Below are 14,751 nucleotides of genomic sequence, written 5' to 3' on the forward strand. Positions count from 1 at the left end.
CGGGCCGCCCGCATGGCGGCCCCGCATCCCTTGAAACAAGCGGACCGCTACTCGAATCCGAGGATGCCGCTGCCGTTGAAACTCGGCAGCTTCCAGTGGAAGCGCATGGCCAGCAGGCGGCACAGGAAGCCGCTGCCGATGGCGGCCAGCGGCGCAATCGCCGGATCGACATCGAGCCACAGCAGGCCGACATACAAGGCGCCGGTAAACAAGGCGATGGTGGCGTACAGCTCGCGCTGCAGCACCAGCGGAATCTGGTTGCACAAGACATCGCGCAACAGGCCGCCGAAGACGCCGGTGATCATGCCGGCCAGGATCACGATGCCTGGCGCCATGCCGTTGGCGCGGGCGATGTCGCAGCCGATCACGCTGAACGCCACCAGGCCGAGGCCGTCGACCACCAGGAACACGCTGCGCAGATGGTGCAGGAAGCGCGCCACCAGGGCGGTGACGAGGGCGGCGCCGACGGTGAACAGCAGATATTGCGGATGGGCGATCCAGCCCAGCGGATAGTTGCCCAGCAAGACGTCGCGGATGGTGCCGCCGCCGAGCGCGGTGATGGTGCCGACGACGCAGATGCCGAACAGGTCCATGTCGCGCCGCATGCCCATGATGGCGCCGGACATGGCTTCGGCCACGATCGCAATCAGATAGATGGTATGCAGAAGCATGGCTTAGGGCCTGTTAACAGGCCTTAGTCTCCGGAAGAAAATAGTTTCAGGATCTGCTCGCGTTCCTGTGCTGCGTTCAAGGCTTCCTTTTCAAGCGCCAGATCGGCGCTGCCGTCGGCCTGGCATTTGAACTTGCTGTGGATGAAGGGATTGCTGTCCGCCAGGCAGCTGCCCTTCAGGTACTCCGAATAGACATAATCGCCGTCGTAGAGGCTGAGCCCCGCCGGCTCTTCCCGCAGCTGTTCGCTGCGCTCCTTCACCGCGACCTGCATGTAGCGGCTCCAGATCGGCAGCGCCGCTACGCCGCCGGTGGTGTTGCCCAGCGATTTAGGCTGATCATAGCCCAGCCACACCACCGACACCACGCCCGACGAATAACCGGCGAACCAGGCGTCGTAGGCATTGTTCGAAGTGCCGGTCTTGCCGGCGGTATCGCTGCGCGCCAGCACCTTGGCGCCGCGGCCGGTGCCGGCTTTCACGACGTCCTGCAGCATGCTGTCCATGATGTAGGCATTGCGCGCAGAGACGACTTTCTTGCCCGGATTCTTGCGTGCGCTGTCGGCAAACAGCACCCGGCCGTTGCGGTCGCGGATTTCCTTGATCAGCCGCGGCGCCTGCGAATAGCCGCCGTTGGCGAACACCGCATAGGATTGCGCCAGCTGCAGCGGCGTCACGGCGCCGGCGCCGAGCGCCAGCGGCAGCGAGACCGGATTGCGTTCGGCCAGGAAGCCGAACTGCGTCGCAAACTCTTGCACGTAGCCGGCGCCGGAAGCTTGCATCAAGCTCACGGCCACCAGGTTTTTGGAACGCATCAGGCCGCGCCTGACGGTGATGAAGCCTTCGTAGTTGTTGCCGAAGTTGCGCGGCCGCCAGGCACGGGCGCCGGTTTCCTGCGGCAGCAGGACGCGCTGCGTATCATCGACCATGGTGCCCGGGAAATAGCCCTTTTCCAGGGCGGCGGAATAGACAAAGGGCTTGAAGCTGGAGCCGGGCTGGCGGAACGCCTGCAAGGCGTGATCGAAAGGATTGCGGAAAAAGTCGAAGCCGCCGGCCAGCGCCAGGATATCGCCGTTCCTGGCGTCGACCGAAATCAGCGCGCCTTCCATTTCCGGCGTCTGGCTCAGCAGCCAGCGACCGGAGCTGTCGCGATAGGTGCGGATGACCGAGCCCGGCACGATGCTGCGCTTGCCGCTGGCCGGCAATTTAGCCCAGCCGCCGGCGATGCGCGGATCGATGGCGCCGATCTGCAGCGCCTCGCCGTTGCGCAAGACGGCCTTGATCAGCTTCGGCGAGACCGCGGTGACCAGCGCCGCACGGATTTCGCTGCTGTCCGGATAGGGCAGCAGCAGTTTATGTATGGTGCGAACCACGTCAGCGCTGGCGATTGCGGCCAGCTGCGCTTCGGGACCGCGATAGCCTCTGCGTCCCTGCGCATCCAGCAGGCCCGAACGCAGCTGCTTGTCGGCTGCCAGCTGCGGCTCCATCTGGATGGTGGTGGTGACATCCAGTCCCATGGTGTAGGCGCGCTCCTGATACAGCTGGATCACCATCTGCCTTGCTTCCTCCACCGCGTAGGCGGCTTCCCGCACTGAGGGGTTGCGGCTGGGGTTGAGCGCAAGCTTTTCTTCCATGGCCTGCTGGAAAATTTCTTCCTTGATATAGCCGAGTTCCAGCATGCGCTGCAGGATATAGTGCTGGCGCGTCTCCGCGCGCTGCGGATTGGCGACCGGGTTATAGGCCGACGGCGCTTTCGGCAAGCCCGCCAGCATCGCCGCTTCAGCCACGCTGACCTGATCCAGCGGCTTGTCGAAATAGATATTGGACGCCGCCGCGAAGCCGTACGAACGCTCGCCGAGATATATTTGGTTCATGTACAGCTCCAGCAGCTTGTCCTTGCTGTACTGCTGTTCCAGCTTATAGGACAGCAGGATTTCCATCAGCTTGCGCTGCAGGGTTTTTTCGCGCGTCAGGAAAAAGCCGCGCGCCACCTGCATGGTGATGGTGCTGGCGCCCTGTCCGTGCTGGCCGCTGGTCAGGTTGGCCAGCGTTGCGCGCAGCAGGCCGGTGAAATCGACGGCGCCGTGCTCATAGAAGCGCGCATCCTCGATGGCCAGCAGGGCCTGGCGCATCACCAGCGGAATTTTTTCAATGGGAAGGAATTCGCGGCGCTCTTCGCCGTATTCCGCCAGCAGGATGCCCTCGCTGGAATAGATCCGCAACGGCAGCGCCGGATTGTATTGGGCCAGGTGGTCGACCGAAGGCAGCTGCTGCCAGGCCTGGCGCAGCCAGTAGCCGCTGGCGAGGCCGGCTGCCAGCATCAGGCCGATGCTGAAGCCGAGGATGAATTTGAGACGACGGGGAAGTCGCGATGTTGCTTGCTCGGCTGCTGGCCGCATGGTCGCTCCTGTTGAAATGGCGCACGAATCGAAGGCGAACGCGGGATGAATGACTTTGAGAGCGGTCATTGTGAAGGCAGCAAGCGATATACTTAGTAGAATTAAGTATTATTAAGTAATCATAAATATTTCTTATCCAAGGATGGCGCGCATGAATCTCAATCCCAAACACACCGAGGCGTTTCGTGCGGTGATCGAGAGCGGCAGTTTCGAGCAGGCTGCCGTGCGCCTGCACCTGACTTCGCCGGCCATTTCCCAGCGCGTGCGGGCGCTCGAAAGCCAGCTCGGCAATGCGCTGATCGTGCGCAGCCGGCCGGCGCGCGCCACCCGCATGGGACAGCGCCTGATGCAATACCTGAAGCGGGCGGAACTGCTGGAAACCGACCTGGCGGCGGAACTGGCGGTGCAGCAGGATGCGCCGCTGACCCTGGTGCTGGCGCTCAACGCCGATTCCATCGGCACCTGGTTTTTCCCGGCATTGTCGGAGGTGCTGATACGCGAGCGCGTATTGCTGGACCTGACCGTGGAAGACCAGGACCATACTTATTCGCTGCTGGAGACCGGGCTGGCGATCGGCTGCATCAGCACCGAGCCGAAACCTATGCGCGGCTGTTCGGCCGAGCTATTGGGCGTAATGCGCTACTGGCTGGTGGCGTCGGAAAGCTTTCGCGACCGCTGGTTCGCCGACGGACTGACGCGCAAGGCCGCGCGCAAGGCGCCGGTGGTGGCCTACACCCACAAGGACACCCTGCAGTCTTCATTCCTGCTCAGCAAACTGGGGCTGCCGGCTGGCGCTTATCCCTGCCATTATGTGCCGGGCGCCGCCTCGCATTTCAACGCTATCCGCTACGGCCTGGGTTACGGCATGGTGCCGGAACTGCTGCTCAAGGCTGCCGGCAAGAAGGATGACATGGTCCATCTGGCGCCGACCCGGCCGCTGGAACTGGCGCTGTACTGGCATACCTGGAAGGTGCAGTCGCCGCGCATGGAAAACCTGTCGCGGCAGATTATTTCTGCGGCGCGGAAAATCCTGAAATGAGGGTTTTGCTTGGACCGCGGCATGCCTTCGGCATGGCGACCTTACGGCGGTCGCCGCTGTTTATGTAACGCATAAAGATATGTAAATACAGCAGTTTTTATTTCCGTATGGATACTATATTCTAACTCCCCATTAAAGAACGACACAGTTCTTTACAAAAGAAAACATGGGAAGGGTTAGATACGCATGCACAGATTCAACACCTGGCCGGTGCGCTCCGCACTGTCGCTATTGATCGCTTATGGCGTTCCGTACGTCTATCAGTCAGCTCAAGCACAAACACAAACAACACAGCCAAGTCCGGCGGCAGACGACGCCGCCGGCAACGACAGTAAACAGGTATTGGTCACCGGCTCGCGCATCCCGCGCGCCAGCAAGGAGGGGCCGACCAGCGTTACCGTGATCACCGGCGAAGATATCGAGAAACAAGGCTACCGTAATGTGTACGATGCCCTCAGCGCGCAGACGCAAAATACCGGCATGACGCAAGGCGCCGATTTCGGCAACACCTTCACGCCGGCGGCGAACACCATCAGCCTGCGCGGCCTCGGCCCGAACCACACCCTGATCCTGGTCAACGGCCGGCGCGTCGCCGATTACCCGGTGGCGTACGAAGGCGCGGTCAACTTCGTCAACCTGGCGAATATCCCCTCGGCGCTGGTCGACCGCATCGAGATCCTGAACGGCGGCGCCTCCGCGGTATATGGTTCCGATGCGATTGCCGGCGTGGTCAACGTCATCCTCAAAAAGCGCGCCGAGGGTTTCGACCTCAACGTCAAGGCCGGCGGCACCCAGCACGGCGGCGGTTCCAACCAGCGCATCCAGTTCACCGGCGGCGGCAGCAGCGGCAAGCTGAGCGGCGTCTTTGGCGTAGAACTAAGCCGCACCCAGCCGATCTGGAGCCGGCAGCGCGATTTCATGGCGTCGGCCTCTTCCGACGGCACGGCGCCGACACGCATATTGTCGCGCCAGAATGTCGATAGCGGGAAGTATGTCGATCCAGGTGCGAACAATTGCGCCCAGATAGGCAATCTGTTCTACGACAGCGTGGTGCAGGTACAGTCGAAAAAAGGCCCGTATTGCGGCAGCGGCAAGGCGCAGCCGGCGTTCTGGACCACCATGACGCAGAATGAAAGCGAGAACCTGTTCGGCAGCCTGACTTATCAGCTGACGCCCAAGACTGAGGTGTTCAGCGACCTGATGCTGGGATTTAACTCTACCCAGAACAATACGCGCGGTCCTAACTGGACGTCGGAAGGCGGCGGCAACGGCTATTTCTACAACCAGAACAGCGGCGCCAACGAGAGCTGGTCGCGCCGCATTTCGCCGGAAGAGATCGGCGGCGCGACGCGTTACAACCGCAAGTGGAACGACGTCGCCGGCAACTGGACTGTCGGGGTGCGCGGCGATATTCCCGCCACCAGCAGCTGGAACTACGAGGCGGCCTATAATATTTCCGCTTACACCAGCCGCCAGACCGCGCCGGTGCTGCTGAGCAAAGTGGATAGCTTTTTCCTGGGCCCGCGACTGGGCTACGACAGCGACGGCGTCGCCATCTACGCGCCTGATCCCAAACGGCTCAGCCAGCCGCTGACCCCTGACGAGTTCAACTCGATTGCCGGTGAATCCATCAGCCGCAACAAATCCTGGACCCAGACCTTGAGCCTGAGCGCCAACGGCGAGCTGTTCAATCTGCCGGCCGGACCGGTGCGCCTGGCCGCGGTCACCGAATTCGGCAGCCAGGGCTTCAGCAATACGCCGGATCCGCAAATCAACCAGGGCGTGTTCTACAACCAGTCGAACGCCGCCGGCGCCAGCGGTTCGCGCAAGCGCTATGCACTGGGTACGGAACTGAATATCCCGCTGCTCAAGCAATTGGTGGCCACGGTCGCCGGACGTTACGACGAGTACGATTTTGCCGGCCGCAGCGACGGCAAGTTCACCTATAACACCGGGCTGGAGTTCCGTCCCGCCAAGACCCTGCTATTCCGCGGCAACTACGCTACCAGCTTCCGCGCGCCGGACATGAACTACATCTATTCGTCGACCACGCGCGGCTACTACTCGTCCACCACCGATTACTACCGCTGCGCGCTGGCGGGGCAGCCGCTGGCAGGTTGCGACTACAATAATTATTCGCCCGGCGCCAACTACATCCAGAGCGGCAGCAAGGACCTGAAGCCGGAAAACGGCAAGTCCTGGAGCTACGGCGTGGTGTGGTCGCCAAGCTCCAACTTCGATGTCTCGGCCGATTTCTGGCGCATCCAGATCGATAACCTGGTGACCAATCTCGATTCCGACATCATCCTGCGCAACGAAGCCAATTGCCGCGCCGGCCAGCTGGATATCACTTCGCCCACCTGCGTTGATGCGCTGGCGCGGGTGGTGCGCAATCCGCCCACGGCGATCTACCAGCCGAACGCGATTCAGAACATCCTGGTCAATCCGATCAATGCGGCGCAGGAACGCACCAGCGGCCTGGATTTCAGCGGCAAGTGGCGCATCAAGGGCGGCGGCGCCGGCGATTTCCTGCTGAAGGCGAATTACACCAAGGTGCTGAGCCACCACTACCGCCAGTTTGCCAGCGATCCCGACCAGGATCTGCTGAACTCGCTGACCAATCCGGACTGGGGTTCCAAGGTCAACGCCAGCGTCACCTGGCTGCGCGGTCCATGGACCAGCACGGTGCAAGTCACGCGCTACGGCAGCTTGCCGAGCGCCGATCAGACCCGCCGCATCTCGCCGTTCGCGCTGGTCAACCTGAGCGCCAGCTACCAGATCAGCCCGCAGGCGTCGATTGCGCTGATCGTCAACAATGTGTTCAACTCGGTGAAGCAAGACAATACCGGCGGCTGGCCGTATTATCCTACCGGTAACTACAATCCCTACGGCCGCATGGGATGGCTGGAATTTAATTATCATTTTGGTTCTTAGGGCCGGCATAACGATCTCTCCGTCATTCCCGCGCACGGGGGAATGACGCGGTCGGCCAGACGAGGTCGGCTTAAATACGGTGTTAATAATTTATACAAAGACACGATGAAAATCCAATCTGCTACTGCTGCCATTGTCGTCACCCTGATATGCGCAGCCGGGCCAGCGTCCGCGCTGCCCGCCGCCGGCCAAAAGCCAGCGGCCTCTGCTGCTGCTGCTGCAGTTGAAGGCATCAACTGGTATGAAGGCGACGTCGACGCCGCTTTCGCCTTCGCCAAGGCCAATAACAAACCTCTGTTCCTGTACTGGGGCGCGACCTGGTGCCCGCCATGCAATCAGGTCAAGGCAACCATATTCAACCGCCAAGGCTTTATCGAGCGATCGCGCTTCTTTGTGCCGGTGCATATCGACGGCGACAGCGCCGGCGCGCAAAAACTGGGCGAGCGGTTCAAGGTGCGCGGCTATCCGACCATGATCCTGTTCAAGCCGGACGGCAGCGAAATCACGCGCCTGCCGGGCGAGGTCGATGCGGACCGTTATCTGCAGACGCTGACGCTAGGCATCAGCGCCAACCGTCCGGTGCGGCAAACCTTGCAGGCGGCGCTGGCCGGCGGCAAGCTGAGCGCCGATGAATGGCGTTTGCTGGCTTACTACTCGTGGGACACCGATGAACAGCAACTGGTCAACGGCAAAGACTTGCCGGCGACCCTGAAGCGGCTGGCGGCGGCCAGCCCGGCCGGCGATATCGCCGATCGCCTGGCGCTGAGCGCGCTGGTGGCAGCGGCGAAACCGGAGGCGGCGGGGGCGGTCGACAAGACGGCAGCGGCGGCGCAGTTGAACAAGACGCTGGCGGATGTGCGCAGCTCCCGCGAGAACATGGATATCCTGACCAACTATCCGGCCGAGCTGGTGCAACTGGCGAGCGACCCGAAATCGGCGGCGCGCGCCAAGCTGCTGGCGGCGGCCAATCTGGCCATGCAGCGCCTGTCGGTCGATGCAAGTTTGTCGAAGACCGACCGGCTGTCGGCGCTGGCCGCGCAGGTATCGCTGGCGCGCATAGACAATCCTGACGGCGCCTTGCCGCCGGCGCTGCTGAAAGAGGTGAAGCAAAAAGTAGCGCAAGCCGACCGCGCCACTACCGATGCCTTCGAACGCCAATCCGTGATCAATACCGCGGCGCATGCATTGAGCGATGCCGGCCTGCTGGACGATTCGGACAGCTTGCTGAAGGCCGAGCTGAAGCGCTCGCATGCGCCTTATTATTTCATGCTCAGCCTGGCCTCGAACGCCAAGAAACGCGGCGACAAAGCGGCTGCCATCAATTGGTATGAGCAAGCCTATCAGGCGGCTCAGGGCCCGGCCACCCGCCTGCAATGGGGCGTAGCTTATCTGTCCGGCCTGCTGGAACTGGCGCCGCAAGACGAAGCGCGCATCGAGAAGGTGGCGCACGGCCTGTTCCAGGAACTGGGCGGCACCCAGAATGCGTTTTATGAACGCAATCGTTCGGTGCTGGAACGTCTCGGGCAAAAGCTCACGGCCTGGAATAACGGCGGCAGCCATCAGGCGGCGGTGGGGCGCTTGCGCGGCCAGCTCGATGGCGTCTGCGCCAAGCTGCCGGCGGCGGACGCCCAGCGCGCCACCTGCCAGGGTTTGCTGAGTCCGACGCGGGTGTAGCGGCTGGCGAACGCGGTTGCCGGGAAATCTGCAAAGACAGGATATTTCCCGGCAAATGGGGTACGCTAGCGGCAATTATTTCCCGAGATGCGCCGCAGCGATCCCATTCACCTGACCGGACTTGCCGACCATGATTCTTGTTCACCATCTCAACAACTCCCGTTCGCAGCGCGTGCTGTGGCTGCTCGAAGAGCTGGGGCTGGCCTATGAAATCAAGCCCTACCAGCGCGATCCGAAAACCATGCTGGCGCCGCCCGAACTGCGGGCCGTCCATCCGCTCGGCAAGTCGCCGGTGATTACCGATGGCGACAATACGATCGCCGAGTCGGGCGCGATCATCGAATACCTGATGCAGAAATACAGCTACGGCCGCCTGATTCCCGCCGCCGACAGCAAGGACCGTCTGCGCTACACCTACTGGCTGCATTACGCCGAAGGCTCGGCCATGCCGCCTTTGCTGATGAAGCTGATTTTCGGCCGCCTCGGCAAGCCGCCGATGCCAGCCTTGCTGCGGCCGCTGGCGCGCATGATTGCCAACGGCGTGCAGCGCAGCTACATCGATCCGCAACTGAAATCGCATCTGGATTTCCTGGAAGGCGAACTGGGAAAATCGACCTGGTTTGCCGGCGAAGAATTCAGCGCCGCCGATATCCAGATGAGCTTCCCGCTGGAAGCATCGCAGTCGCGCGGCGGCCTGGACGCCAGCCGGCCGCGCCTGCTGGATTTCCTGCAGCAGATTCATGCGCGACCGGCATATCAGCGCGCGATCGCCAGAGGCGGCAAGTACGATCTGCTGAAATAGGGCAGGCCGTTGCGCACCTCGTGTGCGCATTCTCTCTGCGCACTTCCTCTCCAATCACAGTAGAATTGGGTTGTACGGCCCGGATAAGAATATCCGGGCCTGAACGCCAAGCTACTGCAACGGAGAGTCAATGTTCCCCACTGAGCAATTCACCGATCCCCACGCGGCCGTCGAGCGCGTGCGCGAAATCTACGAACACAATACTGCCTTGCTGCGCCGGGCTTTCAAACGCTTTGCCAGTGGCGAGGCGATGCCGGAACGGGTGCGCGCCTGCTATCCCTTTGTACGCGTCACCACCGAATTCAACACCCGCGCCGATACCCGCCATTCCTTCGGTTTCGTCTCCGGCCCCGGCGTCTATGAAACCACGCTGACCCGGCCTGCGCTCTACACCAACTACCTGGTCAGCCAGTTCAAGCTGCTGCGCGACAATCACGACGTGCCGCTGGAAATCGGCGTCAGCGAGATGCCGATCCCGGTGCACTTTGCCTTCCCCGAAGGCATCCACGTCGAGGGCACGCTCGATCCCGATCATCTGCGCACGCTGCCGGATGTGTTCGACCTGCCCAACCTGGCGACCATGGACGACCGCATCGTCAACGGCACCTTTGAAGAGCTGCCCGGCGATCCGCATCCGCTGTCGCTGTTCACGGCGCCGCGCGTCGATTATTCGCTGCATCGGCTGAAGCACTACACCGCCACCTCGCCCGACCGTTTCCAGCGCTATGTGCTGTTCACCAATTACGCCTTCTATATCGACGAATTCATCCGCATGGGGCGCGAGCTGATGCAAGCCACCAGCGATCCCGAGCAGCGCGCCTACCGCCAGCAATACTCGGCTTTTGTCGAACCGGGCGACCTCACCACCTGGAACGCCAACCTGGATGACCTGCCGTCAGATCGCTCGCTGACCGGCGTGGCGCCGGCGCGCCAGCCGCAGATGCCGGCCTACCACTTGCAGCGCGCGGACGGCTCCGGCATTACGCTGATCAATATCGGGGTAGGGCCGTCGAACGCCAAGACCATCACCGACCACGTCGCGGTCCTGCGTCCGCACGGCTGGATCATGCTCGGCCACTGCGCCGGTTTGTCGACTTCGCAGCGCATGGGCGATTACGTGCTGGCGCACGCTTACGTGCGCGACGACCATGTGCTGGACGACGACCTGCCGCTGTGGGTGCCGGTGCCGGCGCTGGCCGAGGTGCAGCTGGCCCTGCAGGATGCGGTGGCCACCATCACCCAGCTGGAAGGCTATGAACTGAAGCGCATCATGCGCACCGGCACGGTGGCCTCGATCGACGACCGCAACTGGGAGCTGCGCGATCATCGCAAGCCCTTGCTGCGTTTCAACCAGAGCCGCGCAATTGCGCTGGATATGGAAAGCGCGACGGTGGCCGCCAACGGTTTCCGTTTCCGGGTTCCTTACGGCACCTTGCTATGTGTTTCGGACAAGCCGCTGCACGGTGAAATCAAATTGCCCGGCATGGCCAACCGCTTTTACGAGCAGCGCGTCAACCAGCATTTGAAGATCGGCATCAAGGCGCTGGAATTGCTGCGCAACCAGGGTGTCGAGCAGCTGCACAGCCGCAAGCTGCGCAGCTTCAGCGAACCGGCGTTCCGCTAGGCGCCGATGGTTGCCGTCATCAAACACCGCCGCGTCAACATCGTTACCCTGGCGGAAGGCGAAGCGATCCAGGAACATTGCCGCAGCGGCGATATCGCGCTGGTGCAGGATGCCGCTGGCTGGTGGACGCATTTTGTCGGCGAGAATGGCGCCATCGACAGCTACGATGCGCCGTTTCCTTCTTATAACAAGGCGCTGTGGACCGCCAAGGCCGCCGCCGAGTTCGCCGCCGAATAGCTCAGGCGCGCTGCCGGCTTTCCCGGTACATCTGGCCCAGCAGGCCGGCACCTGCCACCAACGCGCAGGCCGCCACGCACAGCGACGAAGTGAAATTGCCGCTGCCCTGGACCAGGCGCGTCGCCAGCGGCGGTCCGACGATCTGGCCGATGCCGTAGGTGGCCGTCAGCAAGCCCATCAGGCTGCGCGCCTGGTCGCCGCGCAGGCGGCGCGCATCGCGCATGGCAAACAAGGTAATCGCGGTAAACGGCAAGCCCAGCAAGATGCTGCCGAGCGCAAAGCCAAATACGCTGGGCGACGCCACGCCGACCAGGATGCCGCATGCCTGCAGCAGATAGCAGGCGGCCAGCAATAGTCGATTATCCCAATGCACCGGCAAGCGCGTCGCCAGCCAGGCGCCTAGCGAAACGCAGATCCCGAACAAGGGCCAGAACAGATCCGGCCAGCTGGAGCCCGGCAATGCCTGGCGCGCGATCACCGGCAGGAAAGTCGCCGTGATGATGTAGCCGAATCCTGCCAGCGCGTAGGCAATCGTCAGGCCGCGTGTCTGCCGCACGATTTGCGCCGCAGGGAGTGCATGGGAGGCCGCTGCAGGCGCGTTCAAGGCGGACGCGGATCCGGCGAAGGTGCGCCAGACGATTGCCGTCAGCAGCAAGGCCAGCAGCGCATAGCTGAGCCAGCCGTAGGATGCCTTCCAGTGATGCGACACCATCGCGCTGGTTGCCAGTCCGGTCAGCAGGATGCCAAGGCCGGGTCCGCAATAGATGATGCCGCCCAGCGCCGGCGCCTGCAGTTGCGCCAGGCGTTGCAAACACCAGCCGGAGGCGAATACAAAGGTGCAGGCGCTGGCGATGCCTGCCAGCGTGCGCAGCGCCAGCCACAGGCCAGACGACTGCAATACTCCCATGCCAAGGGTCAGCAGCACGGTGGCGACGAGGCCGATCCGTATGAAGCGGGTGGCGCTGCCGTGCAATGCCATGCACAGCAGGGCGCCGATAAAATAACCCAGGTAATTCGCAGTCGCCAGCCAGCCGCCCGCGGTCAGATCGATCACGCCATCGTGCAGCATCATCGGCAGCAGCGGCGTGAAGGCGAAGCGGCCTATGCCCATCGCTACCGCCAGCGCCAGCGCGCCGGCCAAGGCCACGCGCCAAGCTTCCTGATTTTGTTCCATCTTCATCGCGATGTCTGCCGTTGCAGTGATTTGCGTTTGCTTCAAGTTCAGCCTGCGCTAGTAATTGATGGCGTGCGGCGCCTGCAGCTCGGCCGCCAGCGTGGCGACCAGCTGCGCCGCCGGCATCGGCCGCGCCATGGCCACCCCTTGGCCGGCCCAGAGCGACATGAATTCAGGACGGTTGAGTTTGGCGGCGGCCTGGCGGATTTCAGCAGTCAGCGCATTTTGTACAGGATACGCCGGCAACGCGCTTTCATGGAGCGCCATCTGCTTCACATACGCATTGACGATGCCGCGCGCATGGCGTCCGGAAAAGCTACGGATCAGGCGCGTGCTGTCGTCGCGCGCGCCGGCCAGCTGGGCACGCCAGGCCGGCGCGATGCCGGATTCCGGGCAAGCGAGGAAGGCGGTGCCGAGCTGCGCCGCCTGGGCGCCAAGCAGCAAGGCGGCGGCGATGCCGCGGCCGTCCATGATGCCGCCGGCGGCGATGAGCGGCAGTTTTACCGCTGCCGCCGCCTGCGGGATCAAGGTCATCAAGCCGACGCTGGATTGCTCGATGTCGCCGAGGAAAGTCGCGCGGTGGCCGCCGGCTTCCGCGCCCTGCAGGCAGACGAAATCGGCGCCGGCCTGTTCCCAGGCGACGGCTTCGGCCACCGTAGTGGCGGTGCCGATCACTTTGCAGCCTTTGGCCTTGAAGCGCGCCACCGTATCGGCGGGAAGAATGCCGAAGGTGAAACTGACCACCGGCGGCGCGGCTTCCAGCAGGGCTGCCAGCTGCCCATTGAAATTCTCGCTGAATTTCTGCGGCCTGGTTGCCGGGCCAAGGCCAAGCGCGTCCCGGAACGGCAGCAGCAGTTCTTCCGCCAGCGCGATTTCCGCCTCGCCGGGCTGGGTGGTTTCCAGGATGAATAAATTGACGTTGAATGGGCGCGCCGTCTGCGTGCGGATTTTCTGGACGGCTTCGATGATCGCCGCCGGCGACAGCAGGGCGGCTGCAAATGAACCCAGGCCGCCGGCGTTGCAGACTTGCGTGACCAGTTCAATCGGTGAGCCGCCGTTCATGGGGCCTTGCACGATCGGATAGCGGATATCGAGTTGGGCGGCAAACGATGTGCGCTGCGCGCCGGAATGCAGGTTGATGCTGGACATGTTGAAGCTCCTTGGGAAAGGCTGCCAAGGCGCGGATGTCGTAGAGGAAAATGTTGCGCCGCGGCAGGTGAATCCATCCTACATTGATATAATCATCCCGAAAAATGAATAATTAAAATGTTATTCATCTTTAAATGAGATGATCTATGGACCTCCTGTCTCTGGAAATTTTCCGCACCGTGGTGCGCGAAGGCGGCATTACCCGCGCGGCGGAACAGTTGCACCGGGTGCAATCGAATGTCACCACCCGCATCCGCCAGCTCGAACAATCGCTGGGCGTCAGCCTGTTTTCCCGCAACAACAAGCGTCTGGTGCTGACGCCGGCCGGCGAAACCCTGCTGGGCTACGCAGAGCGCCTGCTGAACCTGGCCGTTGAAGCGCGCGAGGCCGTGCAGCCGGCCGTGCCGCAAGGGCGCTTGCGCATCGGCTCCATGGAAAGCACCGCCGCCAGCCGTTTGCCGCTGCCGCTGGCGCGCTTCCACCAGCAATGGCCGGCCGTCCAGCTGGAACTGAGCACCGGCCCGACCCAGATGCTGATCGACCGCGTACGCGCATTCACCCTCGATGCGGCGCTGGTTGCCGGTCCATTGGACGATCCGCTGTTGACGATCTTGCCACTGTACGCCGAAGAACTGGTGCTGCTGGCCCCGCGTAATCACCCGCCAATCACCAGCCCGGACGACCTGCAGACCCACACCCTGATCGCCTTCGAAAACGGCTGCGCTTACCGCCGCCACGCCGAAAACTGGCTAGCCTCTGGCAGCATCCCCGGCCGCCGCCCCGACCGCATCCTCGAACTCGGCTCCTACCACGCCATGCTGGCCTGCGTCGCCGCCGGCGCCGGCATCGCCCTGGCCCCGCGCTCCGTGCTCGAACTCCACAATTGCAGCGAAAGCCTCGCCATCTACCCCATCGGCCCCGCCGGCCAGATCCCAACCTACCTGATCCGCCGCCACGACTACAGCTCCCCCGCCTTCGACGCCCTCAGCCAGATCCTCCAATCCGAAGCCGAAAAATTCGACTCTGACCCCAATTAAATGAAAACAATTGG

General features: G+C 62.8%; 11 protein-coding genes. 7 read left to right on the forward strand and 4 right to left on the reverse strand.

Annotation, left to right across the window (positions count from 1 at the left end; all coding sequences use genetic code 11):
• Positions 1–47: 47 nt before the first annotated feature.
• Both AC07V8_RS13110 and AC07V8_RS13115 read right to left on the reverse strand, forming a co-directional pair.
• Positions 48–671, reverse strand: coding sequence for a trimeric intracellular cation channel family protein (locus tag AC07V8_RS13110; RefSeq protein WP_494678597.1), 624 nt, complete (start codon positions 669–671; stop codon positions 48–50).
• 23 nt (positions 672–694) lie between these two features.
• Entirely contained in the window at positions 695–3,067 is a 2,373-nt protein-coding gene (locus AC07V8_RS13115) for a penicillin-binding protein 1A (RefSeq protein WP_494678596.1), read from the reverse strand.
• Positions 3,068–3,218: 151 nt separating this feature from the next.
• Here AC07V8_RS13115 and AC07V8_RS13120 point away from each other — a divergent pair, with 151 nt between their 5' ends.
• The 6 genes from AC07V8_RS13120 (at position 3,219) to AC07V8_RS13145 (ending at position 11,377) form a co-directional block, all read left to right on the forward strand.
• Positions 3,219–4,106, forward strand: a complete 888-nt coding sequence (locus tag AC07V8_RS13120) for an HTH-type transcriptional regulator ArgP (RefSeq protein ID WP_494678595.1) — start codon at positions 3,219–3,221, stop codon at positions 4,104–4,106.
• Between the two features lie 186 nt (positions 4,107–4,292).
• Positions 4,293–7,040 (forward strand): TonB-dependent receptor domain-containing protein, encoded by a 2,748-nt coding sequence (locus tag AC07V8_RS13125; RefSeq protein WP_494678594.1) that lies wholly within the window; start codon positions 4,293–4,295, stop codon positions 7,038–7,040.
• A 105-nt stretch (positions 7,041–7,145) separates the two neighbouring features.
• Positions 7,146–8,714, forward strand: a complete 1,569-nt coding sequence (locus tag AC07V8_RS13130) for a thioredoxin family protein (protein ID WP_494678593.1) — start codon at positions 7,146–7,148, stop codon at positions 8,712–8,714.
• A 130-nt stretch (positions 8,715–8,844) separates the two neighbouring features.
• Positions 8,845–9,516 (forward strand): glutathione S-transferase, encoded by a 672-nt coding sequence (locus AC07V8_RS13135; RefSeq protein WP_494678592.1) that lies wholly within the window; start codon positions 8,845–8,847, stop codon positions 9,514–9,516.
• Positions 9,517–9,646: 130 nt separating this feature from the next.
• A complete protein-coding gene (locus AC07V8_RS13140) occupies positions 9,647–11,140 on the forward strand; it encodes an AMP nucleosidase (protein WP_494678591.1) in 1,494 nt (497 codons plus the stop codon).
• A gap of 6 nt (positions 11,141–11,146) precedes the next feature.
• Entirely contained in the window at positions 11,147–11,377 is a 231-nt protein-coding gene (locus tag AC07V8_RS13145) for a hypothetical protein (protein WP_494678590.1), read from the forward strand.
• A 1-nt stretch (position 11,378) separates the two neighbouring features.
• Here the strand turns inward: AC07V8_RS13145 and AC07V8_RS13150 are convergent, their stop codons facing one another.
• Both AC07V8_RS13150 and AC07V8_RS13155 read right to left on the reverse strand, forming a co-directional pair.
• A complete protein-coding gene (locus tag AC07V8_RS13150) occupies positions 11,379–12,551 on the reverse strand; it encodes a YbfB/YjiJ family MFS transporter (protein ID WP_494678692.1) in 1,173 nt (390 codons plus the stop codon).
• A 57-nt stretch (positions 12,552–12,608) separates the two neighbouring features.
• Positions 12,609–13,700, reverse strand: coding sequence for an NAD(P)H-dependent flavin oxidoreductase (locus AC07V8_RS13155; protein WP_494678589.1), 1,092 nt, complete (start codon positions 13,698–13,700; stop codon positions 12,609–12,611).
• A gap of 146 nt (positions 13,701–13,846) precedes the next feature.
• On the opposite strand from AC07V8_RS13155, the gene AC07V8_RS13160 reads away from it, so the two are divergent.
• On the forward strand, positions 13,847–14,737 hold the full coding sequence (locus AC07V8_RS13160) for a LysR substrate-binding domain-containing protein (protein WP_494678588.1): 891 nt from the start codon (positions 13,847–13,849) through the stop codon (positions 14,735–14,737).
• The last annotated feature ends 14 nt before the right edge of the window (positions 14,738–14,751 follow it).

Source organism: Collimonas sp. GW821-FHT02H07, assembly GCF_059421505.1.